Below are 26,181 nucleotides of genomic sequence, written 5' to 3' on the forward strand. Positions count from 1 at the left end.
GAAATAATATGGGAAATATTATTGATGCAAGGGTGTTAAGTTATAATACATTGCTCATATCTTTTACCTTATTACCTTTTTACTTTATTACTTTTAATGACTATGTTCGACATCGGTAAAATAGCAATCATTGGAAGCGGTAGCTGGGCAACGGCTATCGCCAAGATTGTTGTAGAGCAAACGCATCATATCGGTTGGTACTTCCGACGTGACGATAAGATAGAGGAGTTTAAACGGAGAGGACACAATCCATCTTACCTTACAAGCGTGAGGTTTAATTTGAATGAGGTGATGCTTACTTCAGATATCAATAAGATAATTCAGGAGTATGACACCTTGGTGTTTGTTACTCCTTCTCCTTATCTGAAAGCGTTACTGAAGAAGGTGAAGACAAAGCTTAATACAAAGCTAATCTTGACGGCGATAAAGGGTATTGTTCCTGATGAAAACCTTGTCTGTTCAGAGTATTTTCACGAGGCATACGATGTGCCATATGATAATCTCGCAGTCATTGGAGGTCCGTCTCATGCAGAGGAGGTGGCAATGGAACGCCTCACCTATCTTACTGTTGGCTGTTCTGACGTTGAGAAGGCACGTGCCATTACGGAGGTGTTAATGTCAAGCTATGTCAAGACGAAGACTTCTCCAGATGTCATTGGAATTGAGTATGCATCCGTTCTGAAGAATGTTTATGCCATTTCAGCAGGTATTTGTTCAGGCTTGAAGTATGGTGATAACTTCCAGGCAGTATTGATGTCGAATGCAATGCAAGAGATGGAACGATTCCTCAATACTATTAATCCAATTCAACGGTCCATTATTGACAGCGTATATCTTGGTGACCAGTTGGTGACGGGATATAGTAAATTCTCGCGAAACCATACCTTTGGTACGATGATAGGAAAGGGGTACAGCGTTAAGTCGGCACAGATAGAGATGGAGATGATAGCTGAGGGTTATTTTGGAACAAAGTGTATGAAAGAGATTAATCGTCGTCTGCACGTTAATATGCCAATTCTCGATGCTGTATATAACATCCTCTACGAGCGTATCAGTCCACAAATAGAAATAAAATTATTAACAGATTCATTTAGATAAACACAAATGGAAAGTATTAAGTTAGACATCACAAAAGCCGCCCAGTTTTTGAATCCGGGCGCAGTAGAGGCTTATGCCCCACACGTTGCTGCAGCTCAGGAAGCTTTGGAAAAAGCTACTTGTCCTGGTAATGACTTCCTTGGATGGTTGCATTTGCCATCAAGTATTACCCCAGCGTTCCTTGCTGAGATTCAGGCGGTTGCCAATACACTCCGTGAGAAGTGTGAGGTGGTTGTTGTAGCAGGTATCGGTGGTTCTTACCTCGGTGCTCGTGCAGTCATCGAGGCTTTGGGTAACAGCTTTGCTTGGCTTGTAAATAACAAGAAGAACCCAACGATTCTCTTTGCAGGTAACAACATCGGCGAGGATTATCTCGCTGAGTTGACAGACTACTTGAAGGATAAGAAGTTTGGTGTTATCAATATTTCTAAGTCTGGTACAACAACAGAGACAGCACTTGCATTCCGTCTTTTGAAGAAGCAGTGTGAGGAACAGTTGGGTAAGGAGGCTGCAAAGGATGTGATTGTTGCAATCACTGACGAACATAAGGGTGCTGCACGTGCTGCCGCAACGAAAGAAGGGTACAAGACATTTATCATTCCTGACAACGTTGGTGGTCGTTTTTCTGTACTTACTCCAGTAGGTTTGTTGCCAATCGCAGTCGCTGGTTTCGATGTGCAGAAGCTTGTTGAAGGTGCACAGGTAATGGAGAAAGAGACTTTTAACGATGTTCCTTTCGCAAACAACATTGCTGCTCGTTATGCTGCTGTTCGTCAGGGTCTCTACTCACAGGCAGGTAAGAAGATTGAGATTGTTGCTAACTTCCAACCAAAGCTCCACTTCTTTGCTGAGTGGTGGAAGCAGCTCTACGGAGAGAGCGAGGGTAAAGATCATAAGGGTATCTTCCCTGCAGCTTGTGACTTCACAACCGACCTTCACTCAATGGGTCAGTGGATTCAGGAAGGTGAGCGTTCTATCTTCGAGACTGTAATCTCTATTGAAGAGCCTAATGCAAAGGTACTCTTCCCACACGATGAGGAGAACCTCGATGGCTTGAACTTCCTCGCAGGTAAGCGTGTTGATGAGGTGAACAAGATGGCAGAACTTGGTACACGTCTTGCACACGTTGATGGTGGTGTTCCTAACATCCGTGTGAGCGTTCCTAAGTTGAACGAGTATTATCTTGGTCAGCTCATCTACTTCTTTGAGAAGGCTTGTGGTATTAGCGGTCTTATTCAGGGAGTGAATCCTTTCAACCAGCCAGGTGTTGAGGCTTACAAGAAGAATATGTTTGCGCTCCTCAATAAGCCAGGCTATGAGGCTGAGAGCAAAGCGATTCAGGAAAGACTGACTAAAGAATAAGTAGCCCCACTCAACCTCCCCGAAAGGGGAGGAGTACTTAGCGGAATATAGTTAGAGGTCGCGTGGGTAGGTTTCAAGGGGAGTACTATTTTTATAATATTCTTAATGTATCCTCAAGTTCTTCACATTGTGTAGAGGGACTTGAGGATAATAATATATAATAAGGTGAAGAAAACAGCTATGTCGTCTCAATCTCAACAAAACATACAGTCCGTAGAGGGTACACGGAGAAATCCAAAAGTTGTCCTCTTTGATATGGATGGTGTCCTTTACGATTCAATGCCCAACCATGGTGTTGCATGGCAGCGTGCAATGAAGGAGTTTGGTATTCATTTTACGCTTGAAGATTCTTACGCAACAGAAGGGGCACGTGGTGTTGATACGATTCGTAAGTATGCGAAGGAGCAACTCGGCAAGGAACTAACGGAGGAAGAGGCACAGAAGGTTTATGATGTGAAGGCACATTACTTCCACGAAATGCCTGAAGCAAAGGTGTTTGACGGTGTGATTGATCTTATGCAGAATATTAAGGCGAGCGGATTGAAGATAGGTATTGTGACAGGTAGTGCGCAACTCCCATTGATTAAGCGTGTCACTCGTGATTTCGGCGACTTTGTTTCTGCTGATCAGATAACAACGGCTTACGATGTGAAACGAGGTAAACCTAATCCCGATCCTTACCTCATGGGGTTGCAGAAGGTTGGTAATTATTTGCCTTCAGAAGGTATTGTCGTTGAAAATGCACCACTCGGTGTTCATGCTGGTGCGGCAGCAGGCTGCTATACGGTGGCTATCAATAGCGGTCCATTGGATGATTCAGTTCTTTTGAATGAAGGTGCCGACATCCTTTTCCCTACCATTCGAGAGTTGGCTGATAATTGGGAGTGTGTCTTGGATAATCTTTCAACAGGTTTATGAATACTTTTTAGTGTTTAAACAGCCGATTTCGTTTTGCTGCGTAATCCGTAAATTGGATTTCCTGTCATTCCTGTCATTTGGAGTAGATGCTCAATTTGTTGGTTTACAGAGAGATATGTGAAATGTTAAAAATGACAGCAAACGGAAATGAAACTATACTCTTGTTTTCTATGATAATATATCACTTATTTGAAAATGCTTATCATACACGGGAAGTTTTTTATCATTAGCTCTCTGAGTGCCTATCTCATTACTTTTCTTCTATTGGGCAAATAATCCCGTTTTCTCATGAAAATGATTTGCAACAAAAAAAATCGTAAAGCTAAAAAGCCTCACGATATTTATTCTCATCCTTGTCTTCGAGCATTGATAGGTAACTATTATATCGACTTTCAGCGATATAATGATCTTCAACAGCCTTTCTTACTGCACAGCCAGGCTCATGTGTGTGCGTACAGTTTGAAAATCTACAATCTTTTGAAAACTTAAATATCTCACGGAAATAGCTTGTCAACTCTTCACGTTCTATATCAAAGGTTCCGAAACCTTTAATGCCCGGTGTGTCGATAAGATATCCACCCATAGGCAATTCCAGCATCTCACTGAATGTTGTCGTGTGCATTCCTGTATTATGTGCATCGGAAATCTCTGCTGTGCGGAGGTTGACGTGGGGTAGGAGGGCATTGATAATCGTTGATTTTCCTACGCCACTATTACCACTCAAAAGGGTTACTTTTCCTGCTAATAACGGCTTCATTTTCTCTACGCTGAATTCATCTTCAGGTTCGGCACTTGCTTGTATCTCTATGCACTGATAACCGATTGTTTCATAGAGGTGCATTACGGCATGTTGATAACGTAGCTCATCCTCATCGAGCAAGTCGTGCTTATTGAAGACGAGTGTCACGGGAATACGGTAAGCCTCAGCACTGGCAAGGAAACGGTCAATGAATGTTGTAGAGGTTTCCGGATAGTTTGTTGTAACAATCAAGAATGCTTGGTCAATGTTAGCTGCGAGGATATGGCTCTGCTTGGAGAGGTTAGGGGACTTACGGATAATATAATTCCTACGGTCTTCTATCTCTGTAATGAAAGCTGTCCCTTCCTGATTAGGCGTGATGACGACATGGTCGCCAACAGCCACAGGGTTAGTAGAGCGAATCCCCTTCAGACGGAAATTGCCCTTAATCTTGCAGTCTATCGTCTTGCCTTCCTCAGTTTTTACTGTGTACCAACTGCCTGTGCTCTTTATTACTAAGCCGCGCATAAAAATAAAAAAAAACCTCCCCCAACCCCTCCGAAAGGAGGGGAGTGCCTGACGGAAGCCAGTTAGAATAATATTTTATCGCTTATAAACAGTTTATTATAATCGCTCGTATGTTTTCGTTTGAGTGAGGTATTGATAATATACCAGAAACATTTGCCTATTACATCCCCTCCTTTCGGAGGGGCTTGGGGAGGCTTCCTAAACGGTCATAATCTCTTTCTGCTTCTCTTCAAGCAGTGATTCAACCTGCTTAATATACTTGTCGTGAATCTTCTGCAAGCTTTCTTCTGCATCTTTCTCATTATCTTCTGAAAGACCATCCTTGATAGCTTTCTTCAGTTTTTCCTTAATGTCAGAACGCACATTGCGAATCTCAACTTTTGTACGCTCGCCAATCTTGTTACACTGCTTTACCAAGTCGCGACGACGCTCCTCTGTTGGTTGAGGCAAGTTCAAACGAATAAGTTCACCATTGTTTTCTGGTGTAATACCAACATCTGAATCCATGATGGCTTTCTCAATATCTTTGATAGCTTTCTTATCCCATGGCTTGATAGCAATGGTACGGGCATCAGGCACCATCACAGTGGCAACTTGATTCAAAGGAACCTTTGAACCATAAGAATCTACTCGTACACCATCAAGGATGGCTACGTTTGCGCGACCAGCACGAATGCGCTGCAACTCATCGCTGAGATACATCGTTGCCATTTCCATGCGCTCGCTGGCATCATTTAATGTCTGCTTAACGTCTAACATATATTCGTAATATTAAATTTCAATTTTACAAAAATAGGTATTAATTCGGATATGCACAAGATTTTACTTTACTTTTTTGTTAAAATAAGGTTTTCTCGTTGTGCACTATCCTTACTGGTGGGATGTTCCTTGAAAAAGCCCTGTTTCAAACAGTAATCTTTATCTTTTTTATTGGAAAAGGTTTTGCGTCTCTTCTATCAATAGGGCAATGACACGTTCTAACCCCTCTTTATCATCTTCATTAAAGTCGTCGAGGTGGGTGCTGTCAATGTCAAGAACGCCACGGAAAGTGCGTGAGGAATCAAACATCGGGACGACGATCTCGCTTCGAGAAAGACTACTGCAGGCAATATGTCCGGGGAAATCCTCAACATCCGGGACAATAAGTGTGTGCCCTTCTTCCCATGCCTTGCCACATACACCTTTGCCGTAGGGAATGGTGTAGCAGGCTACCGAACCTTGGAAGGGTCCTAAACTTAACGCCTTACCTCCCTCATGAAGGTAGAAGCCTGTCCAAAAGAAACGCTCAGGAAAGGCTTCGTACAGGGCTGCTGACACGTTTGCTAAGATTCCTATAAAGTTTGTCTCACCCTTGATAAGTCCAGCAATCTGCGGTATTAGTTGGTTATATTGTTCTTTTCTTGTCATAAGGAACTCAACTTATATTTGCTTTTTGTCCAATAATCTTCAATTGCTCTTCAACCATATTGGTCAAGTTAACAAACTGAGCGATAGATAATTGTTCAGGACGTTTGGTCATAATGTCCTGCTCATAGAAACCATCTGTCGGTTTAGTTACGTTGAAGATCTGTCGGAGACTGACACGCAACATCTTACGACGCTGGTTGAAGACTGTTTTTACGACGCGTTTGAAGAGTATTTGGTCACAACCAATATTCGTCACTTCGTTACGAGTCATGCGGATAACGGCACTCTTTACCTTTGGAGGTGGGTTGAAGACGTCTTCATCTACGGTAAAGAGATACTCCACGTTATACCATGCTTGTATCAATACTGATAAGATACCATAGGTCTTAGAGCCAGGACCTGCAGCTATACGTTGTGCCACCTCGCGTTGTATCATACCCGTACAGCAAGGAATAAGGTCTTTGTTGTCAAGCATCTTAAAGAAGATTTGTGACGAGATGTCGTAAGGGTAGTTGCCTGTCAACACAAACTGCTTTCCACCAAAAACCTTGTTCAAGTCCATAAGTAGGAAGTCTTCTCCAAGAATATTCTCACGAAGTTTAGGAAACTTTTCATTGAGAAAGGCAACACTTTCGGAGTCTATCTCTACAGCTTTCACTTCACGTGGCTTCTCAACAAGATATTGCGTAAGGACACCCATACCTGGTCCAATTTCTAAAATAGGGATGTCAGGACAGACATCAACGGTGTCAGCAATCCGACGGGCTATGCTTAAGTCGGTAAGGAAGTGCTGGCCCAAATTCTTCTTTGGCTTGACTAATTTCATAATTTTTCTTTATTTGCCTACAAAGATACTCATTTTATTTTGCATTAAAAAACATTTTAATTATCTTTGCTCCATTATATGAGGACGAAGAAACTGTTCAACAATACTGTGAAGATTGCATTGCCTTTACTACTTGGAAGTGCAATCCTTTATTGGATGTATAGGGGATTCGACTTCTCCAGTATCAAACATGTACTTCTGCATGATATGAACTGGACTTGGATGATTCTCTCACTCCCTTTCGGCATACTGGCGCAGGCTTTTCGTGGATGGAGATGGAAGCAGAGTCTTGAGCCTATCGGTGAGTACCCTCGCTCATCGGTCTGTGTTAACTCAATCTTCTTGTCTTACGCTGTTAGCTTGCTTATTCCACGCATTGGTGAGTTTGCGCGTTGTGGGGTGTTGAATAGATATGATAAGGTTCCCTTTCCGAAAGCTATTGGTACGGTGGTAACTGAGCGAGCAGTAGATACGCTCATCGTTCTGCTTATCAGTGCAACAGCCTTTTTGATGCAGATACCAGTGTTTACCAACTTCTTTTCACGGACAGGGACACGTATTGATGATATCTTCGTGATGTTCTCGCCAATGGGCTGGCTGGTAACAGCTATCTGTGGTGTTGCATCTATTATCCTCTTCTATTATGTGCTACGTCACCTATCTTTCTATAAGAAGGTGAAGGAGATGTTTAGTGGTATATGGCAGGGAATAAGTTCTTTGCGTAAGGTGAAGAATATCCCTTTGTTTATCTTCTATAGCATAGCAATATGGGGAAGCTACTTCCTACATTATTATTTGACGTTTTTTTGCTTTGATGCAACAGCAAACCTCGGTCTTTCTTGCGCACTTGTAAGCTTTGTCGTTGGCTCAATAGCTGTTATTGTACCAACGCCTAATGGAGCAGGACCTTGGCATTTTGCAGTCAAAACAATGCTGATACTTTATGGGGTGGCAGACAATCAGGCACTCTATTTTGTACTGATTGTACATACCATTCAAACCTTGCTGGTTATTCTCTTAGGTGTTTACGCATGGATGACACTGAGCTTTACGAAGACACCAGTGGCATTGGGTGGTCCAGCTGGACTTACTCGCCCTGCAAAGTAATTGTAGAAGAAGATAGTTTTGAGCGAATCAATAAACAATGATAATAACCTTTTAAAATCAACATTATGAGTGAAATCAGAAATCTTAAGCCAGAAGGCCTTTGGAAAAACTTTGATGATCTGACACAGGTTCCACGTCCTTCGGGATTGCCAGAGAAAGTACAGAAATTCTTGTTAGACTTTGCTACAAGAGTTGGTGTTGAATCATACGTAGATGCTGGTGGCAATGTTGTAATGCGCAAGCCTGCTACACCGGGATTTGAAAACCGTAAGACAGTTCTGTTGCAGGCTCACATGGACATGGTTCCACAGAAGGCTCCAGATAGTAATCATAACTTTGAGACTGATCCAATTGTGACACACATTGTGGATGGATGGGTCTATGCGAATAATACAACACTTGGCGCTGATGATGGTATTGGTGTCGCGGCTATCATGGCTATTATGGAAGATAAAACCTTGAAGCATGGAGTTGTCGAGGCTATCATCACTCGTGACGAGGAGACAGGTATGTATGGTGTCAACGAAATGCCAAGTGGTGAACTACATAGTGACATCCTTATGAATCTCGACTCTGAGACATGGGGCAAGTTTGTGATTGGTTCTGCTGGCGGTGTTGATATTACTTCTACCTTAGAATATAAGGAAGTTCAGAACGATGAGGAAGCTGCTGTTAAAGTAACTTTGAAGGGCTTACGTGGTGGTCACTCTGGTCTTGAAATCAATGAGGGACGTGCCAATGCCAATAAGGAGATGGTTCGCTTCGTTCGCAATGCCGTTACCGAACTCGGTGCGCGCTTGGCTTCTTGGGAAGGTGGTAATATGCGTAATGCTATCCCATTCAAGGCAGAGGTTGTCTTGGCTTTGCCACAGGAGAATGTTGCTGCTTTGAAGGAAATGGTTGCTCGTCAAAAGGCACTCGTAGAAGATGAATTCAAGGGTATTGAACCAAATGTTGAGTTCTTCGTAGAGGATGTAGAGAAGCCAGAAAGTCTTGTTCCAGTTGATATTCAGGACAACCTTATTGATGCTATCTATGCTTGTCACAATGGCGTTTTGCGTATGATTCCATCTTATCCAAACGTTGTTGAGACTTCGTCAAACCTTGCAATTATACATATTGAGCCAACTAAGGCCTCTATTATGATTCTTGCTCGTTCAAGCCGTGAGGACATGAGAGATTATATCTCTGCTCAGTTAGAGAGCTGCTTCAATATGGCTGGTATGAAGACAGTCTTCAGTGGTCAATATGGTGGTTGGGATCCAAACCCAGACAGTGAAATCCTTAACCTCTTGAAGAAGGTTTATAAGGAGCAGAACGGTGTAGAGGGTATTGTGCAGGTAGACCACGCTGGTCTTGAATGTTCAGTCATCCTCGGTAAGTATCCGGGTATGGATGTTGTAAGTCTTGGTCCAACTCTCCGCAGTCCACATACTGCAAAGGAGCGTCTTGAGATAGCAACAGTTGAGCCTTTCTGGAAACTTCTTGTTCAGACTTTAGAGGAGATTCCTGTTAAGTAGAGCCGATGAGGCTGACAAACAGCTGAATAGAGGATAAATATAAAGAATAGATAATAGAACTGCTTTCCTTCTTTTTATATGAAGATGGGAAGCAGTTCTTTTTTTATCTATATTATTTAAGGTATAAACTTGCAATGTTAATCTTTTTATTTACTTTTGTGGGCAAATCAATGAATCAGATTTGTTGCTAATTATAAAAAAGAAATACGATGAGAAAAAATAGAAATACAAAGTCTTTTAAAGCTTTGTTACTTATCGCTTTGGGTATGGGTATTCTGTCTGCTTGTTGTGCACCAGAAGTTCGGAAAGCTCCTACCACTGCTCAGGTTGAGGATACATCTGCTGTTCAAGAGGATAAAACCTTGAAGAAGGAAGATATCTCTAACGAGAATGTGATGATGGATACAGTCTATGGAGACTGGCATGTTCGGGTTGATATTATTGGTAGTAAGACTAAGGTGAAGAATTCTGACGAGTTTGTAAAGAAGTTGGTCGTGACGATTTCAAAGGGTGGTAAAGTTTTGTTTGATAAGAAAGTCTTTACACGAGAAGATATTTGGAAAGGTGCAGACGAGGAATTTCAGGTTTATGCTGGTTTAGTTTCCGACATAACTAACACTTCTGTTTATTTGCCAGTTTCTATCTGTTATCCAGAAACGGATGATGGTTTTACCTTCTTGTTGGCGTTCTCTAAAGATGGGAGTAGTAAGGTCTATCCTGTTCCTATAGCGTGGGACGAGTCAGATATGGTAACAGATTTTTATGTAAGATACACCCACGAGTGTCAGCAGAAGCCTGTAGATAAGGCTTCACTATTGAAACTTGCTCGTGACTATGGCTCACCTGAGTTCGTAGAGCAGCTGACAGAGGGAGGGACACAGATTGTCTTTCCTGCAAAGGTGCTTGCTCGAAAGAATATGAAAGTCGTTCCAGAAGCTGAACTTGTGAAGGGTGGATGTCTGGTAAGATTCTATACTTCATACGATAATACCCAGCCTTTTGATTCAATACGTGTAGAGTTGAAGAAGCGTTCGGTGAAGAAAGATTACGATTATGAGTATATGATAGATAAGGTGAATCACTAATTTCTCAGTGTTTGTAAACACAAAGCAGGGGCGCACGCTACGTACGTCCCTGCTTTTGTTATTATCTGTTTCTTAATTAAAATGCCCAACCGAAGCCGAGGTATGGATAGAAGAACGCTTTCTTAACTGCATTCTTCTCCCCAATAGTAAAAGAAGGACTGAAACCTGCACGGAACAGGAAACCCTTGTTAGATACGTGACGATAGCCGATGTTTCCAAAGATATAGTAGCCGAATTTGTTACGACTCTCATTGTAAGCCAGCCAGGTCTTTGTTCCTTCTGGAGTGTTATACTCTCCCACAGCATGCTTCTGTTGGTCAGCTGACAACGAAGACTTAGGACCATCTACAGACTCCACAAAGATACCGTGTATATTGTATATACCCACACTGGCACCCACACCAACCTCAAGGTTGTTCTTTTGGCTACCCAAGAGATAGTTAACTTCCAATGGTACAGCATAGCCACGTACGTCTGAACCTTCCCAGAAAATGCTGGAATTATGACCATAACCGAAGCTCAATCCGGCTCTCCAACCAAAGCGTGTGTGGTCGTTGAAACGTGCATCATAGTTGATACCTGCAAGGTTTGACGGACCCAATAGCTCCAAGTAAACGACCCTGTTCTTTTCCAATCCATTAGATTCCTGTGCCATAGCTGCTGTGTGCAAGCCAAGAAATAGTGCAAAAATTAGTAATTTCTTCATTCTTTTAGTTGTATATGATTATTTGTTACAAAGGTATAAAAAAACTAACAACAACAAGCAATATGCTGAAGTTTTATAGCAATGGGATAAGTATGTGAACGTTGTGTGAGTTTTTATAGATGTAAAGGGAGGCGGATTAGGATGTTTATATTCGTGTGTTTTGTAATAATATTTCACATCCTCTATTTTTATTGATGCTTAATTGGCTTCTAAAAGATGCTCTTTTAGCTTGCAAAAGGTGCCCTTTTGAAGTCTTACTAACGCCCTTTTGAAGTCCTACTAAGCACCTTTCAAAATGGTGTTTTGTAATCGATTGATTACTTGATATTTATAGATGTGTGTAAAAAGGGACTTTTCAACCCTTTTTAGACAATATAATATGAAATTTTTGTAATAATATTTCGTAGTCTTTACGTTGTAGTAGAATATGCTTTTAAGTTAAGATAATGAGCTGCTTTTATATAAGAATGCACGGCTCTTACATCCGTTTATAATTATTATTAGCGGAGTATGAGTCGTGCATTCTTATATTTTTACAATAGCATTTGTTGCAATGTCAGCGGGATATAGCCTTTGTCATGCTGTCTATTAGTTTGTTTTAACCTATCAGACAACGATTTTAGAATGTTTCATCCTCGTCATCGTCCTCATCGAAACCAAATAGAGTAGGGTCGACAAAGGCATCCATCTGACGGCGATCCTTCTTGGTTGGGCGTCCTGTACCACGTGCTCTGTCAACGAAACCACTGATGCGGCTCATCTCTAAGAGTTCATACTGCTTAGCATCGGTCACATTCTCATAGACTTCAGGGATGAGTTTTGCGCCAACACGTTGTTCAATTGGTTTGAGAACCTTGAACGAATAGGTGATAGGCGACTTCTTTACACTTACCACTTCACCCGCTTTGATTGTGTGGGAAGGTTTTACGTTGATACCTTTTATCGTGACACGACCATTCTTGCAGGCGTCTGCAGCGATGGAGCGGGTTTTATAGATGCGGGCTGCCCATAGCCATTTGTCAATTCTTGCAATATCGTTCATAGTCTCATAATATATTAAAGAGAATGCTCGATTACTTCTTTCCGAGTTTATTAAACTGGTTCATTGTGATGTCGATACCAGCAAGGGCAAAACTCTTGATGATATCTACGCCCAAGTCGATAGCTGGCTGAAGTTCTTTCATCTCCTCGTCAGAGTAGCGACCCAGTACCCAGTCTACCTGTCCACCACGTGGATAGTCGTTACCAACACCCATACGCAGACGAGCATAGTTCTGTCCGATGAGTTGTTGGATATGTCCCAATCCGTTGTGACCACCATTTGAACCATTTCCTTTCAAGCGGAAGGCTCCTAATGGCAGAGCAACATCGTCAGAGATAACCAAGAGTCGGCTTTGGTCGATATTCTCTTTGTTGAGCCAGTAGCGTACGGCATTTCCAGAGAGATTCATGAATGTCGTAGGCTTCAAAAGAATAATCTTGCGACCCTTGACCGTTGTCTCTGCTACGAAACCATAACGCTTATCCTCAAAAACAATATTGGACGCTTTAGCGAAAGCGTCCAATACCATAAATCCTGTATTGTGTCTGGTTCCCTCGTATTCATAACCGGGGTTACCCAATCCACAAATCAAATACTTGTCCAATTCTTATATTGAATTAATTGTTGTCGTAGAGATTACTCTGCCTCAGCCGCAGCAGCCTGCGCAGCCTGAATAGAGTTACGTGTAGCCTTGATAGAGCAAACTACAACCTCCTTTGGAGTTACCAACTCAAGACCCTCGAAGCTCAGCTCGCCAACCTTGATACTCTTACCAAGACGAAGCTCAGTAACGTTGATGTCGAGGTGCTCTGGAATCTGCTGATAAGGAGCCTTGACGTTAATCTTACGGATAGACATGTTCATACGACCACCATCGCGAACACCCTGTGCCAAACCTACGAGCTTAACTGGTACACCCATAACGATTGGCTTCTGATCGTTAACCTCATAGAAGTCTACGTGAAGCAGAGCATCTGTTACTGGGTGGAACTGAAGTTCCTTAAGAACTGCTGTGTGTCTCTCGCCGTCGATAATCAACTCTACAACATAGATGTGTGGAGTATAAACCAATTTACGCAACTCTGACATAGGAGCTGTGAATGAGAATGCTACTGGCTTGCGGTCATTCTGTGCCTCACCATAGAGGTTACATGGAATTAAACCTTCCTTACGGAGCTGCTTTGAAGCTTTCTTTCCAAGGTCTGTACGCTTCTGACCTGATACTTTAATTTCTTTCATAATTTTGTGTTACTCTAAATTAATACGAACTTTAATTCGCCATCACACACTGAGAGACTAAGGAATTGGAAATCTAATTAATATCACAACTTTCAATCCTCAATTTGCAAAAAGCGCTGCAAAGTTACTTTTTTTCAATGAATTGAGCAAGTATTCTAATAAAAAACTATAGAAAAAGATACTAATGCTTGCATGTACGGAGGAATTTTCCTACATTTGCAAAATAAAGAATTCAATACGAAACACAATCTTTAGAATAGACAATGATCAATAGGGAATTAATAAGAATTAAGATTGTCCAGTTAACCTATGCATACTATCAGAACGGTAACAGGAATATGGACAATGCTGAGAAAGAGTTGCTTTTCAGCTTGGCGAAAGCGTATGATCTCTACAATTACCTCTTGGCCTTAATCGTATCAATCACGCAAGAGGAGCGCCATCGCGTGGAGATTGCTGCTACTCGTGCTAATCGTGAGGGGACAGAGGCTCCCTCAAGTCGTTTTGCAACCAATAAGTTCGCTGTGCAGTTGGAAGAGAACAAGCAGCTCAACCTTTTCATGGAATCACAAAAACGTCGTTGGGAAGATGATATGGAGGCTGTGCGTAAACTTTGTGATCAGATTGAACAAAGCACTATCTATCAAGAATACATGGCGAGTGATGATGATTCATACGAGGCAGACCGTGAGGTGTGGCGTAAGATTTATCGTACACTCATACAAGAGAATCCTGAATTGGATGCTATCTTGGAGGAGAAGAGTCTTTATTGGAATGATGACAAGGAGGTTGTTGATACCTTCGTTATCAAGACCATCAAACGATTTGACCCTGCTAATGGGGCAGATCAAGAACTTCTGCCAGAATATCGTGACGAAGAGGATCGTGACTTTGCACTGAAACTCTTCCGCTCAACAATCCTCAATGCTGATGAGTATCAGCGTTACATGAGCGAGTCGAGTCGTAATTGGGATTTCTCTCGTTTGGCTTATATGGATATTGTCATCATGCAGATTGCTATTGCAGAGATGCTCACATTCCCTAATATTCCAGTAACGGTGACAATCAATGAGTATGTTGACCTGGCTAAATTGTATAGTACACCACGAAGTGGAGGCTATATCAATGGTATGCTTGATACGATTGCACGTCATCTCATACAGATGGGTAAGATGATGAAGACAATGCCAGAGCCTCGTCCACATCGCTCTCGCAATGAGCGCCAAGATGTTAGAGCACCTCGTCGTGAAGGACGTCGCCCAACAATTGCGCAGACTTCTGCTCAACGAGTAGCCTATCGTCAGCAACAAGAGGGAGAGCAAGCAGAGGATGAGGAATAAACGTATAGGTATAAGGGTTTAAAATCGTTGCAGAAGGTAGCTTCGTGAGTGCGTAATGATATGTGCTTATAATAGTCTTTCAATGGTTATATTTGCCTATCGACTCCTAACCCATTTCTATAAATTAAGAATATAACAACTGATAAATAAATGAATACAACATTAATCCTCGCAGCACAGGCTGCAAGCCAAGGCAGTCCAATGCCTATGATAATCATGATGGTAGCTATCTTTGCCATCATGTGGTTCTTTATGATTCGTCCACAGCAGAAGAAGCAGAAAGAAATTCGTGCTTTCCAGAATTCTCTTTCGGTAGGTGATTCTGTTGTAACAGGCGGTGGTATCTATGGAACTGTTAAACACATTGACATGACAACCAATAAGGTTGAAGTAGAGATAGCACGTGGCGTTGTTATCACTGTTGATAAAAACTACGTGTTTGCAAATGTACAGGCTTCTCAGCAGGGACAAACAAAGTAGTTCTTATTAGCCTAAAGAAGGAAAGCCTTTGATGAAAACAAGCAAATCGCTTCATACATTCAGTACGTTCAGGAACTTCTTGTTGAGGATATTCAACAAGGAGTTTCTGATTTTTTTGTTTTTCTTGGTATTGAGTGGTGGGTTCTGGTTGATTATGACACTGAACGAAACATATGAGCGTGAGTTTAGTATGCCTTTTCGTATGACTGACGTCCCTCGTAATGTGGTTATAACCAGCGAGCCTGATTCCGTTGTCCGTTTTACTGTGCGTGACAAAGGATATATGATTGCTTTTTATGAACTTGACAATACTTTTCATCCTATATATGCTGACTATCGGCTTTATAGCGACGGACAAAGCAAGGGACAGATACCAGTTGGTGACATCCAGCGTCAGATTTATCCTCAACTGTCTAAGAGTTCAAAGATAACTATGGTCAAGAACGGTAAGTTCTCTTTCTCTTTCAATTTTGGTCGTCATAAGAAAGTACCTGTACGGCTTTTAGGAACAGTATCTCCTGGTGATAACTATTATCTCGCTCGTGTTGATTTCACTCCAGATAGTGTTCAGGTTTATGCAGCTCGAAACGTGTTGGATAGTATTCAGACTGTCTATACAGAGCGACAGCAGATAACCAATTTTACGGATGTTAAGGAGCTGACTGTAGATCTCCGTAAGTTTACGAATGCCAAGTGTGTTCCTTCTACGGTGAAAATGAAACTCTATCCTGACGTGCTAACAGAGGAAAGTGTTGAGATACCGATTGAGGCTATCAATATGCCTAATAATAAGGTGATGCGTACCTTCCCAAGTAAAGTAAAAGTAAACTTTGTTGTGGGTGCCTATCGTATGCGTTCAATGCCGAAGAATGCTGAAACAAAGGAACTTCTTCCTGTTGGTTTCCGTGCTGTGGTCAATTATGAGGATGTACAGAAAAGTCATTCAGAGAAATGTCCTATCTATATTCTTAGTTCTCCCAATGGCGTACGTAATGTACGTCCAGCGATAAACACTGTTGATTACTTGATAGAACAGAGATGATTATAGCGTTGACAGGTGGTATTGGTAGCGGAAAGTCTTACGTCTGTAAGCTACTTGCTGAGCGGGGAATCTCCGTTTACGATTGCGATGCGCACGCCAAAAAGCTAATGCGAACCTCTAAGCCACTACAAAAACAGTTATCTGAACTTGTTGGTGACGATGTCTTTCATGATGGTGTCTTGCAGAAAGCCATTCTTGCTGCCTATCTTCTTCAGAGTGAAACGCACGTTCAGGCTGTCAATGCAGTTATACATCCTGCTGTAGCTCGTGACTTTGAACAATCGGGACAGACGTGGCTTGAGAGTGCAATACTCTTTGATAGTGGCTTTGATAAGCGTACCCATATAGATAAAGTGGTATGTGTTACGGCTCCAGAAGAAGCGCGTATCCGCCGAGTGATGGCACGCGATGGTATCAGCAGGGAAAAGACACTTGAGTGGATGGCACGTCAGCTACCGCAAGAAGAGGTATTACGACGTAGTGATTATGAAATCATCAACGATGGAATACGACCTCTCGCTCCGCAGGTAGACCACTTGCTTTCCGTTATTTCAGAATAATTAAATTATAAACAAGAATAAATTAAAATGTTACAGACAATCCTTTCAATCGCAGGTAAGCCAGGTCTTTATAAACTGGTAAGCCGTGGTAAAATGAATCTTATCGTTGAGTCGCTTGATGAAACCCACAAGCGTCAGCCAGCATTTGGCACAGACCGTGTTACGAGTCTTGCTGATATCGCTATGTTCACCGAGACCGACGATGTTCCATTGGGTGAGGTGTTGGCAAAAGTGCGCGATAAGGAAGATGGTAAATTGCCTTCTCTGAACTGGCGTAAGGCATCTGCTAAAGATCTGCAAGACTACTTCGCAGAGGTCCTTCCTGACTTCGATCGTGATCGTGTACATACAAGCGATATCAAGAAACTCCTCCAGTGGTACGAAATCCTTGTTAAGGCTGGTATCACCAACTTCGAAGAAGATATGAAGCCAACAGAAGGTGATAATATTGATGACAGATTGTAATATTGCTTTCAAGTCAGAAAACAAAACAATAAAAGCGCTGTGAGTTTGCTCGCAGTGCTTTTTTCTTGTTCTTCTGTTAAATGTATAGATTGAAAATAGAATAAATATTTTATACTTACACGATATGACTATCCAAAATCAGATGGTCTTATAAGAGGATAAATTATAAGATAAAATGTATAAAAGGCAAATAAAGACTATGTCTATTCATTACTATGTCCTTCCGCTTTCACGAACAACTTATTCCCATTTCGATTGATGTTTGTAAATAATTTTCGTGCAGTTCAAAACCAACACATGCTCTTTTGGCTTTGAAAAGATGCCTAATTGACTTGCAATAAATGCCCTTTTGAGGTCTTACTAACGCCCTTTTGAAGTCCAATTAAGTACCTTTTCTTGCACGACTTTATAACCGATTGATTTACTGTTGGTTGCATTCTCGCCTTTTACACGTGTTTTTCTGCTTTGTTTTAGGTGTTTTACATGAATTTATGTAATGATTTTTCAAGGTCTTATCTGCTGTTTTTTGACGTGTTAAAAGAAACAGTTCTCAGTGTCGGAGGATGAATAAAATAGACCGCCAAGATAGTCTTGGCGGCCTATTTGTTTAATCTATATCTTTGGTTTTTCCATTAAAACTATACGAAAAGTGTCTATGTGTTTACCAGAAGAACTATTTTTCTTGTCCTATTCTGATGAAAGTCTAACGCTATTTAAATCGTTTTGCATAGTTTCCACGGAAATACCAGTCTGGAGTATCAAGATACTTTATTTGTGGATTGATGCAGAACCACTGGTTGAAAATCTCAATTTCTTGTGCTGGGGTGTATCCCTGTGCAAGCAGATAGGCGGCTTCTCCTGATTTATTAACTGCCTTGTCTACAACAATGACCGTATGTCCGGGGTGCCCGCCGTTGATAATTACATCTCCAACCTGCAATTCTTTTCCTGTGATAGTGGTCAGTTCCTTCTCCAATGATGCCGTTCCTGCATACGTGAAGACGAGATTTAGATACTTACGGAAAGTCTTGTAAGAATAATCTGCACCTGTGTCCTTACTATACCAGCACCCCCATGTTTTCTTATCAATATGGATTCGTTCTCCTTTTGCCCAACGAGCGTAGTCGGCTCGAAATCCATTGGTAAAGTTAAAGTGAATCTTGTCATACTGTTTCGTCTGCCAAAGCCATAAGGCTCTGAGGTAGATAACAGCATCGGCACACTGTTCAGCTTCTCCATGACCAAAGTCGATGTCTACAACCGCACCTGCATAATTTCGTCGCTTGATGCTACCATTATAATAATGTAAGTCACTCCCAGCAGGTTTGAGTGGTAAGCCTCTCAGGAATGAACCGAATGTACCCGCTGTTAACTTCACTTTCTCATAGCCCGGAGGAGGTGCTAAACGTTGTTGTTTGGCAGTGTGCGGTTGTTCAACAATAGCTTTCTCTGTGGGCTGCTGCGGCTGTCCGTTGCTCTTTCCTGTGCAAGAGAGTAGGAATGCAGCCAGTATTATGGGGATTGTATGGCCTGTCTTAATCATTTTTCAATATGGTTTTTATAGTTTTCAACTGCAAATATACTTATAATTTGCAAACTTGTCAAATCGTTGTTCTTAAAAGCTGTTTATGTGTTCTCTTGTTTTTAAGCCGAAATGATGTGTCTTTTCCTATTCTTTTCAGCTGGTTTTATGTATGTTTATCTTTCTTTTTCAAGGGCAAAAGGTCATCTGTATAGATTTATTTTCACGAGTGAAAATATTTATTTACGTGAAAGTAAATATTTATTTTCATGAATAAAAATATTTTTTTCATGAAAATAAATTGCGAGGAGGTTCCTACTATTAGAAAAGGATTGCCTATTAAGGCTTATTTTCTTGTACTTTTAGTGCCTAATAGATGGTAGAAGGAAGTAGGTGAAGGTGGCTTGTAGAAACGAAAAAGCCCCCAGACAACTTCTGTCCGAGGGCACATACATCAATAACTAATCCATTTCATCAAAGTTCCTCAGCTTATAGCATCAGAACAAAAACTTTTCATCAGGGGAGTGGGGGATTGTTTAACCCACTGTTATTTGGCGTGCAACCTTCTGCTCCTCAACCTGAATCTTAGGTAAGGTGATGGTGAGCACTCCGTTTGCTACGCGTGCTGCAATACCGTCCTTCTGAACATCATCTGGCAAAATCAGGGTCTGTTCATACTTGCTGTATGCGAACTCGCGACGAAGGTAATGAGCCTTCTGCTCGCTCTCCTCAGCTTTCTTCTCCATCTTGATGGTCAAATCGCCATCGCTGTTGATGTTCACATCGAAATCTTCCTTGCTCAACCCTGGTGCTGCAAGCTCAACTGTATAATTGTTATCTGACTCCAAAACGTTGATTGCTGGTGCTGTTGGATTTGCCTTAGGCATATTTGCTGTGTTCAAAAAATCATTGAAAACCTCTGGTAACCATGAATTTCTATACATAATTTTATCTCCTTTATTTTAATATTTTTGTTAATGTTTTGTACTGACTAATATGCAAGGAGTATACCATTGATGGTTTTGTGTCAAATTGTCGGTTGTGTATGACAGTTTGGCTTGTTGGTTTGGTTGGACTGATTGGGCTAATAAGGCTAATGAATAATCCTTTTGGTTATAATTAGTGTGTGTTTATACACTATTTGGTTCGATTTGATGCTTTTATGTATGGAAAATAGAAGAAAATGTAATCATCTTTTGTTTTTTGTGTATATATTTTCTATATTTGCGAGATATTAATCAAAATTAGATGTCAATGAAACATTTTTACTTATCTTCAAAGCTAATTGTAAGTCTTTTTTTAGCTGGTCTTACAAATATGGCAGATGCACAAAACGGAACTTCCCGAGTGGATAGTCCTTTGGGTCAGCCTACTGCTGCAAATACGACGGTTGAGTTGTTGGAAGACCCTTTTTCTATTCATTTAATGATGGTAAGCCTGTTCAGTGGGAGACTGCAGGAACTGTTACGCAGCTGAAGGCTGGCGACCGATACAGTAGTGATACTGGTTTCGGTGTTGGTATTGAGACAGCTGCCAATGTTGAGGGATACCTTAAGCAGGTGATTGACCTTAAGCGTGTGGGAAAGGAGGTAGTGCAAGGCGATGAGTTGGAATGTCTTGTACATTATTGTACGGTGGAGAGTAAGCGTCCAGAAGGTCCATTCTGCCTTGCCTTGCGTTGGTTGGATGCTGCAGGCAATGAGCTTGTTTCTGCAGAAAAAGACTTTATCAATAATCCCGATGTCTATTTTGGGCGTATGAAGGCGTATGGAAACTTGAAGTTCCGTACGATTTGTCCAGCAGGAGCAGTGAAGTTAGAGTTTGCTCTTTTGGTGGCTCCAGGGAGTCAGGTGCGCATGGACGACTTCAGTGTGTTACGTCTGGCAGACAAGGATAAGACTCCGCTTGTAGCCATTCTCCCACAGTATCGTACGATGATGGGGGAGGTTGGGCTGCCTACAACCTTCCCCATCGCATTACAGGGTATGCACCTTAGTGCTGATCAGACACCAAACTTTGGGGGTACTAAGTCTTCTTCTGTAATGAAGTTAGATGTTGAGAAATTACCAAAGAATAGTACTATTAAAGCTAATCTGACAATTACGCCACAGGTAGCAGGCGTTTATGTGGGTAGTAATACCTATAAACTCCGCTTCTCTGGTGCTGATGCAGAAAACAGTGGTTCACTCAATTTGACTGGTTATTTTAAGAAAGCAGGTACTACTCCAACGATAAAACTTAAGTCGGGACAGGTTCGTGAGATGAGTGCAGCACCTAACAAGACTGACGAACAGTCACTTGAATTTGAGATTAATGATGTTATTACGAACGTTAACCTTGCTCTGAAACACGATGCAAATTCTCCTTTCCGTATTGATGTGGGACAGTATTACTATGCAACAAGTTCTGGTAAGCTCTATCAGCGTCCTGTAAAAGTAACCTTTGCACCACGTAAAGCGGGAGTCTATGAGGCAGAGTTGAGGGTTTCAAGTGTCTTGGCAGATACGTTGGTTATCAAACTTAAGGGTGTTTCTGAGGCTGCTACTTCAGCTGAATTAGTTGAGAATTTCACGGATAATCGTGCGATGGACAGTCGCTTTACTGGTGATGCTTGGAAGGGTTATCATAAGTTCGACTTAGGCTACTGGAAACTTAGTGGAACATGGAACGGTGCATGTAATGTTACGTTGGTAGCAAAGGATACCCTTTATTATGACGAACTGGTTGCTGATGGTGTTAATACACTTCAGCTAACTCCAGCAGTTAGTGCACCAAAGTGTAAGGCTGAATATTCTATTGATGGTGGTGGTCACTGGACTTCACTTGCAAAGGCTGATGGTGAGGGTAAGTATGTTGTGGGTACTCATCGTCCTACACTCGTACGCTTCGTTACTTCTGAGGAAGCAAAGGTGCAGAGTGTTACCATCACTCCAAACACAAAAGAAGAACGTCAAACCTGTGATAAGATAGAGGATGCTATGTTGAAGAATGCTGATAGTAAATCATTATCTGTCCTCAACGAAACTTTCTCAGGTTTACGTCATACACGTATTCTCGGCTTGAAAGGTTGGCAGAACCTTACTGTTCGTGGTGAACGTCCATTCTATGCATGGCAACAGAAGAATGCTGATCAGTCGGTTGTAGAGAACGAGGTAGCACAGATTTCTTTCTTAAAGTATGGTGCTATTGACAAGCGTGAGCATGAAAGCTGGCTAATCTCACCAACTCTCTCATACAAAAATGCACAAAGTAAGGATTTGACTTTCAGTTTGATGTATCGTAATCAAACAACCAATGGTGAGGAGCGGTTCGGTTTCTATATCATTGCGGAGGAGAATGGGAAGATTAAACCTTATTATCTTGACCTTTCTGCATACGTTCCAGCAGGTGTTAAGTTAGAGCCTGATATGTGGTTTGACTATCGTATAGACCTTTCTAAGGTGGAAGGACTGAATCTTGAGGATAAATTCCACGTGGCTTTCTCTTACTATAGTCCTGTGGGAGGTAATGCTACTTCCCTGAACTTTATGATTGATGATGTAACCTTCGGGCGTACTGACCTTCCTGAACTGAGTGTTGACAATGATTTCATTCAGTTTGTATTCCGTCCAGGACAAGAGATGACACCTCAGCCACTTAATATATATAGTGATCGTACAACGGCACCTGTAACAGTTACCTTGGCACCTTCTGCTCAGAAGAAGTATTTCAAACTTTCACATGAGAAGTTGCCACTTGAAGGTGGTTCGATTGCCGTTGGCTTCAAAAGTAATGACTCAAAGACACATGCAGCAGCTTTACTCGTTCAGACACGTGGTGCAAAACCTATCATCGTGAAGTTGCTTGCACAACCTATCACTGCAGGTATCAATAATGTTGCTGGTGATGATGAGAGTACATTGCAGCCTGCTATTACTGGCTCTGATTTGACGGTAAATGGCAAGTATTTGAAGTATCAGATCTTCTCAACAGACGGTAGTCTCTTGCAGCAGGGCATCTATCAGCAGCATATAGACTTGTCGGGTGTTCAGCTAAAGGTTTTCATCTTGAAGCTTAGTACAGATGAAGGTATGAAGTCTTTCACCTTAAAGCGTTAAGGAATTAGCATCTGACACTTGAATACGAGTGTCAGAAGACGAATCAAGAGAGGGGATAGACGTTGAAGCTTACCCCCTTTCTTGTTTCGTAGAATGCTATACAATGTTTCTTCCTATTCCGTCGTATTGTAGCTATAGCCTCGTTATTCTGACACCATAGTCTCATCACTCGGTCACCATAGTGAGAAAGTTCAATCACCATAGTGACAGAATAACAGAATTAGGGCAATTTGTGATTAGTATTTGTCACCTATCCTAATTTGCTTATTCTCTTTGAGCCTTTGTTACTTCTGGTAAATAGAATAAATATCTATTTTGTTTGAAGTAGTTCTTGTAACACGACGGCATTGTTATGTTCCTCGTCGTGTGCTGCATAGAGTAGGGTAGCGATGGGATGTTCCTTGATAACAGAGCGCAGTTCATCTAAGGCTCCACTCTCTGCTAACTCTGTACGATATCGTTCTGAGAATTCAGCAAATCGCTCTGGCTCATGACCAAACCACTTACGTAGTTCGTTACTTGGCGCAACCGACTTTAACCAAAGGTCGATTTGTGCCTTTGCTTTACTGATACCTCTCGGCCATAGTCGGTCAACGAGGACTCGATAGCCATCGGTTTCTTCTATCGGCTCATAAACACGTTTGATTTTCATTGTCTTATTCCAACATTAAAGCTCTCGGGAACATTATCTTGTTTTCAACGTAGATATGCTCAAGGAGATGATTACGGAATTCGCAGAGGTCAGCAAGTGCCTTCACGTATTCTGGTTCAGCACCTTCGGGAGCTGTGTAATCATTTGTCAATTCTGCAATACGCTCATGACGTTCCAGCTCGTCGCTATGGTCAGCCATCATAGCATTGATAGGAAACTGAATCGAACCACAATGGAAAGGTGCATGCTCTTGTCCATACTCTGCTGCATTGAAAATGTCAATAATGTATGGGAAGAGGATGTTTTCCTCCTTTTGGCAGTGAAGGTCAAGGTCGGCAACGCTATTGCGGAAATGATCTACTACACGGTCGAGTTCAGGATGATTAGCTGCAAGTGAGTTTAGTCTGATTGCAAGTTCCTCCCCCTGCTTGCGAATGTAACGATGATGATTCTTCAGTACATAGTCAATAAGCAGGTCGAGGTCCCATGCCTCAAAAGGGATTGAACTTTTTGGAAATGTTTGTGTCATTGTTATCTCTATTTTATCTTATTCTTTTTTTATGCGCAAATTTAAGTAAAACAACTGAGAGTGAGGGGTAACAAATGTGTCCAATATGGGTTAAAACGTGTTAAACTTGAAGAGTTAGCGATATTCTTTGTAACTTTGTGGCCATGGAAAATAATGTAATGAAAGCACTCCGTTCCTGTCCGCTTTTCGCAGGAATGAGTGATATTGAGATAGAATTAACGTTAGGTAATGTCAGCCATCAGCTTGTTTCCCTGCCTTCTCATGAGATATATGCTTTGGCAGGTATGCCTTGTAAGTATGTTGATGTCGTGGTAAGTGGACGACTTATTTGCCGTATGGCAGCGTTGTCGGGTAAGCAGGTGGAGGTAAGTCGATTGCATTGTGGTAATATGGTTGCGCCTGCTTTTATCTTTTCTAAGGATAGGAGTCTGCCAGTGAGTGTTGAAACAGAGGGAAAAGTACAACTTTTTCGTATGCGACCAGAGGAATTGAAACGTCTATTAGATGTGGAGGAGACTATTCGTATGAATTTTATCCGTATCCTCTCAAACATAGATGTATTCTTGACGCAGAAGATGAAGGTGCTTAGTTTGTTTACAGTGCGTGAGAAGGTAGCTTATCTTTTGATGGAACGTGCAGGCGAGCAGGGTAGCAATGAGGTGCACTTGGAGCGTTCTCGACAGGAAATAGCCGACTCGTTTGGTATTCAGAAGTTCTCATTGCTTCGTGTTCTTTCTGACTTTGAGAAAGAGGGGGTGATAGAGATTCATGGTCGTACCATCAAGATTCTAAATCGTAGGAAAATGTTAAAGTGAGCAGCTTTGCTCATCAATTTCATTTTATCTGTTCTATATTTTAAGGTTTAATGTTACTGAATATTTTATTTATTGTCGTGGGTATAGCACTTGTTCTGTGGGGTGCTGATCGTTTGACAGATGGTGCAGTGGCTGTTGCTGAGAAGATGAAGATGCCACAGGTTGTAATAGGATTAACCATTGTTGCGATGGGGACAAGTATGCCAGAGTTCTGTGTGAGTCTCATCTCAGCATTGAAGGGAACGACTGACTTAGCGGTGGGTAATATCGTTGGCTCAAACATATTTAATGCTTTGCTCATTGTTGGCGTATCGGCATTGGTTGCACCGATGACAATTCTCGAAACAACGGTAAGAAAGGATATACCTTTTGCCCTTGCCGCATCAGCTTTGTTACTGATAATGTGTCTTGATGGAAACATTAGTAGACTTGATGCAGGTGTTCTCTTTGCAATGTTCCTCGTCTTTATGTATATAACGCTTAAAGGGGCAAAGAAACAAGGTGCACAGGAGACGGCGGCTGTTGAGGCTGAAGGAAAGAAGCCGATGGCAACTTGGCTATCTGTCGTATGGATTCTCGTCGGACTGCTTTGTTTGATAGGAGGTAGCAATCTGTTTGTAGAAGGTGCTACAGCTGTCGCAACAAACCTTGGCGTTTCAGAAGCTGTCATAGGTCTTACCATCGTGGCGGGAGGAACCTCGCTCCCAGAGTTAGCAACAAGTGTTGTGTCGGCTCGTAAAGGAAATAGCGGTATTGCTATAGGAAACGCACTCGGTTCAAATGTTTTCAATATTCTTGCTATCCTTGGTATTACAGGTATGATAACGCCAATGACACTAAAGGGTATTACTTCAATCGATCTTTCAATGCTGGTTATCTCTATTATGCTTGTATGGCTCTTCTCTTTTACAAAATATAAGATTGAACGTTGGGAGGGAGCTGTGCTAATGGCTGTATTCGTAGGTTATATCTACTCCTTACTATAATCTCTTTTAGGTCTTTAGTAAATAAGGGCATCTCTAAGTAAGAATAAAGACGAAAGAAACTTTTGAGTAGAAGTTTTCTTCTCTTTAATTGTAAAAACAGAGCCATATCTGAACTC

The 26,181-nt window shown here is 41.7% G+C and carries 27 protein-coding genes; 15 read left to right on the forward strand and 12 right to left on the reverse strand.

The annotated features are described in order from the left end of the window. The first annotated feature begins 102 nt into the window (after nucleotides 1-102). From J5A56_RS09785 to J5A56_RS09795, 3 genes are all read left to right on the forward strand, one after another. Nucleotides 103-1,098 (forward strand): NAD(P)H-dependent glycerol-3-phosphate dehydrogenase, encoded by a 996-nt coding sequence (locus J5A56_RS09785; protein WP_036920404.1) that lies wholly within the window; start codon nucleotides 103-105, stop codon nucleotides 1,096-1,098. 6 nt (nucleotides 1,099-1,104) lie between these two features. After that, nucleotides 1,105-2,460 (forward strand): glucose-6-phosphate isomerase, encoded by a 1,356-nt coding sequence (locus tag J5A56_RS09790; protein ID WP_021672907.1) that lies wholly within the window; start codon nucleotides 1,105-1,107, stop codon nucleotides 2,458-2,460. A gap of 180 nt (nucleotides 2,461-2,640) precedes the next feature. After that, nucleotides 2,641-3,378 carry an HAD family hydrolase gene (locus J5A56_RS09795; RefSeq protein ID WP_036920405.1) on the forward strand — a complete coding sequence of 246 codons (738 nt, stop codon included), beginning with the start codon at nucleotides 2,641-2,643 and terminating at the stop codon, nucleotides 3,376-3,378. Nucleotides 3,379-3,700: 322 nt separating this feature from the next. Here J5A56_RS09795 and rsgA read toward each other — a convergent pair whose 3' ends face one another. The 4 genes from rsgA to rsmA form a co-directional block, all read right to left on the reverse strand. Then, nucleotides 3,701-4,645: a ribosome small subunit-dependent GTPase A gene (gene rsgA / locus J5A56_RS09800; RefSeq protein ID WP_021672909.1), complete on the reverse strand. Its 945-nt coding sequence runs from the start codon at nucleotides 4,643-4,645 to the stop codon at nucleotides 3,701-3,703. Nucleotides 4,646-4,843: 198 nt separating this feature from the next. Beyond that, the gene (gene frr / locus J5A56_RS09805; protein ID WP_021672910.1) at nucleotides 4,844-5,404 is read right to left on the reverse strand and encodes a ribosome recycling factor; all 561 of its coding nucleotides are present in this window, start codon (nucleotides 5,402-5,404) and stop codon (nucleotides 4,844-4,846) included. Nucleotides 5,405-5,572: 168 nt separating this feature from the next. Then, entirely contained in the window at nucleotides 5,573-6,052 is a 480-nt protein-coding gene (locus J5A56_RS09810; RefSeq protein WP_021672911.1) for a GAF domain-containing protein, read from the reverse strand. 7 nt (nucleotides 6,053-6,059) lie between these two features. After that, entirely contained in the window at nucleotides 6,060-6,878 is an 819-nt protein-coding gene (rsmA, locus tag J5A56_RS09815) for a 16S rRNA (adenine(1518)-N(6)/adenine(1519)-N(6))-dimethyltransferase RsmA (protein ID WP_021672912.1), read from the reverse strand. 78 nt (nucleotides 6,879-6,956) lie between these two features. Between rsmA and J5A56_RS09820 the strand changes: the two genes are divergently transcribed. From J5A56_RS09820 to J5A56_RS09830, 3 genes are all read left to right on the forward strand, one after another. Further along, a complete protein-coding gene (locus J5A56_RS09820; protein WP_021672913.1) occupies nucleotides 6,957-7,985 on the forward strand; it encodes a lysylphosphatidylglycerol synthase transmembrane domain-containing protein in 1,029 nt (342 codons plus the stop codon). A gap of 65 nt (nucleotides 7,986-8,050) precedes the next feature. Then, nucleotides 8,051-9,505, forward strand: coding sequence for an aminoacyl-histidine dipeptidase (locus tag J5A56_RS09825; protein WP_021672914.1), 1,455 nt, complete (start codon nucleotides 8,051-8,053; stop codon nucleotides 9,503-9,505). A gap of 209 nt (nucleotides 9,506-9,714) precedes the next feature. Continuing rightward, nucleotides 9,715-10,590 carry a hypothetical protein gene (locus tag J5A56_RS09830; protein WP_021672915.1) on the forward strand — a complete coding sequence of 292 codons (876 nt, stop codon included), beginning with the start codon at nucleotides 9,715-9,717 and terminating at the stop codon, nucleotides 10,588-10,590. A gap of 76 nt (nucleotides 10,591-10,666) precedes the next feature. Here the strand turns inward: J5A56_RS09830 and J5A56_RS09835 are convergent, their stop codons facing one another. From J5A56_RS09835 to J5A56_RS09850, 4 genes are all read right to left on the reverse strand, one after another. Next, entirely contained in the window at nucleotides 10,667-11,245 is a 579-nt protein-coding gene (locus tag J5A56_RS09835; protein ID WP_036920406.1) for a hypothetical protein, read from the reverse strand. A 670-nt stretch (nucleotides 11,246-11,915) separates the two neighbouring features. Beyond that, nucleotides 11,916-12,338 (reverse strand): RNA-binding S4 domain-containing protein, encoded by a 423-nt coding sequence (locus J5A56_RS09840; protein WP_021672917.1) that lies wholly within the window; start codon nucleotides 12,336-12,338, stop codon nucleotides 11,916-11,918. Between the two features lie 31 nt (nucleotides 12,339-12,369). Then, on the reverse strand, nucleotides 12,370-12,942 hold the full coding sequence (gene pth / locus J5A56_RS09845; RefSeq protein WP_036920389.1) for an aminoacyl-tRNA hydrolase: 573 nt from the start codon (nucleotides 12,940-12,942) through the stop codon (nucleotides 12,370-12,372). Between the two features lie 32 nt (nucleotides 12,943-12,974). After that, complete coding sequence (locus J5A56_RS09850) at nucleotides 12,975-13,577, reverse strand: 50S ribosomal protein L25/general stress protein Ctc (protein ID WP_021672919.1); 603 nt, start codon at nucleotides 13,575-13,577, stop codon at nucleotides 12,975-12,977. A 263-nt stretch (nucleotides 13,578-13,840) separates the two neighbouring features. Between J5A56_RS09850 and nusB the strand changes: the two genes are divergently transcribed. The 5 genes from nusB to J5A56_RS09875 all read left to right on the forward strand — a co-directional run bounded on the left by nusB (nucleotide 13,841) and on the right by J5A56_RS09875 (nucleotide 17,464). Further along, a complete protein-coding gene (gene nusB, locus J5A56_RS09855; RefSeq protein WP_021672920.1) occupies nucleotides 13,841-14,917 on the forward strand; it encodes a transcription antitermination factor NusB in 1,077 nt (358 codons plus the stop codon). A gap of 150 nt (nucleotides 14,918-15,067) precedes the next feature. Next, the gene (yajC, locus tag J5A56_RS09860; protein ID WP_021672921.1) at nucleotides 15,068-15,397 is read left to right on the forward strand and encodes a preprotein translocase subunit YajC; all 330 of its coding nucleotides are present in this window, start codon (nucleotides 15,068-15,070) and stop codon (nucleotides 15,395-15,397) included. A 31-nt stretch (nucleotides 15,398-15,428) separates the two neighbouring features. Beyond that, nucleotides 15,429-16,439, forward strand: coding sequence for a CdaR family protein (locus J5A56_RS09865; RefSeq protein WP_021672922.1), 1,011 nt, complete (start codon nucleotides 15,429-15,431; stop codon nucleotides 16,437-16,439). Further along, nucleotides 16,436-16,999 carry a dephospho-CoA kinase gene (gene coaE, locus J5A56_RS09870; protein WP_021672923.1) on the forward strand — a complete coding sequence of 188 codons (564 nt, stop codon included), beginning with the start codon at nucleotides 16,436-16,438 and terminating at the stop codon, nucleotides 16,997-16,999. Before J5A56_RS09865 ends, coaE begins: the two co-directional genes overlap by 4 nt. 27 nt (nucleotides 17,000-17,026) lie before the next feature. Next, complete coding sequence (locus tag J5A56_RS09875; protein WP_021672924.1) at nucleotides 17,027-17,464, forward strand: DUF5606 family protein; 438 nt, start codon at nucleotides 17,027-17,029, stop codon at nucleotides 17,462-17,464. 709 nt (nucleotides 17,465-18,173) lie between these two features. On the opposite strand, the gene J5A56_RS09880 is transcribed toward J5A56_RS09875, so the two are convergent. Continuing rightward, nucleotides 18,174-19,004: a DUF4846 domain-containing protein gene (locus J5A56_RS09880; RefSeq protein WP_036920407.1), complete on the reverse strand. Its 831-nt coding sequence runs from the start codon at nucleotides 19,002-19,004 to the stop codon at nucleotides 18,174-18,176. A gap of 518 nt (nucleotides 19,005-19,522) precedes the next feature. Further along, nucleotides 19,523-19,930: an Hsp20/alpha crystallin family protein gene (locus J5A56_RS09885; protein WP_021672926.1), complete on the reverse strand. Its 408-nt coding sequence runs from the start codon at nucleotides 19,928-19,930 to the stop codon at nucleotides 19,523-19,525. A 373-nt stretch (nucleotides 19,931-20,303) separates the two neighbouring features. On the opposite strand from J5A56_RS09885, the gene J5A56_RS13555 reads away from it, so the two are divergent. Together J5A56_RS13555 and J5A56_RS09890 are read left to right on the forward strand one after the other, a co-directional pair. Then, the gene (locus J5A56_RS13555; protein ID WP_249112082.1) at nucleotides 20,304-20,462 is read left to right on the forward strand and encodes a hypothetical protein; all 159 of its coding nucleotides are present in this window, start codon (nucleotides 20,304-20,306) and stop codon (nucleotides 20,460-20,462) included. A gap of 83 nt (nucleotides 20,463-20,545) precedes the next feature. Continuing rightward, on the forward strand, nucleotides 20,546-23,083 hold the full coding sequence (locus J5A56_RS09890; protein ID WP_249112084.1) for a choice-of-anchor J domain-containing protein: 2,538 nt from the start codon (nucleotides 20,546-20,548) through the stop codon (nucleotides 23,081-23,083). A gap of 310 nt (nucleotides 23,084-23,393) precedes the next feature. Here J5A56_RS09890 and J5A56_RS09895 read toward each other — a convergent pair whose 3' ends face one another. Both J5A56_RS09895 and J5A56_RS09900 read right to left on the reverse strand, forming a co-directional pair. Next, nucleotides 23,394-23,735 carry a DUF488 domain-containing protein gene (locus J5A56_RS09895; RefSeq protein ID WP_021672928.1) on the reverse strand — a complete coding sequence of 114 codons (342 nt, stop codon included), beginning with the start codon at nucleotides 23,733-23,735 and terminating at the stop codon, nucleotides 23,394-23,396. Between the two features lie 4 nt (nucleotides 23,736-23,739). After that, nucleotides 23,740-24,264 carry a hemerythrin domain-containing protein gene (locus tag J5A56_RS09900; RefSeq protein ID WP_021672929.1) on the reverse strand — a complete coding sequence of 175 codons (525 nt, stop codon included), beginning with the start codon at nucleotides 24,262-24,264 and terminating at the stop codon, nucleotides 23,740-23,742. Between the two features lie 143 nt (nucleotides 24,265-24,407). On the opposite strand from J5A56_RS09900, the gene J5A56_RS09905 reads away from it, so the two are divergent. Beyond that, complete coding sequence (locus J5A56_RS09905) at nucleotides 24,408-25,079, forward strand: Crp/Fnr family transcriptional regulator (RefSeq protein ID WP_021672930.1); 672 nt, start codon at nucleotides 24,408-24,410, stop codon at nucleotides 25,077-25,079. 50 nt (nucleotides 25,080-25,129) lie between these two features. Then, a complete protein-coding gene (locus tag J5A56_RS09910) occupies nucleotides 25,130-26,065 on the forward strand; it encodes a calcium/sodium antiporter (RefSeq protein ID WP_021672931.1) in 936 nt (311 codons plus the stop codon). Nucleotides 26,066-26,181: the final 116 nt, after the last annotated feature.

Source organism: Prevotella melaninogenica (assembly GCF_018128065.1).
GTDB lineage: Bacteria > Bacteroidota > Bacteroidia > Bacteroidales > Bacteroidaceae > Prevotella.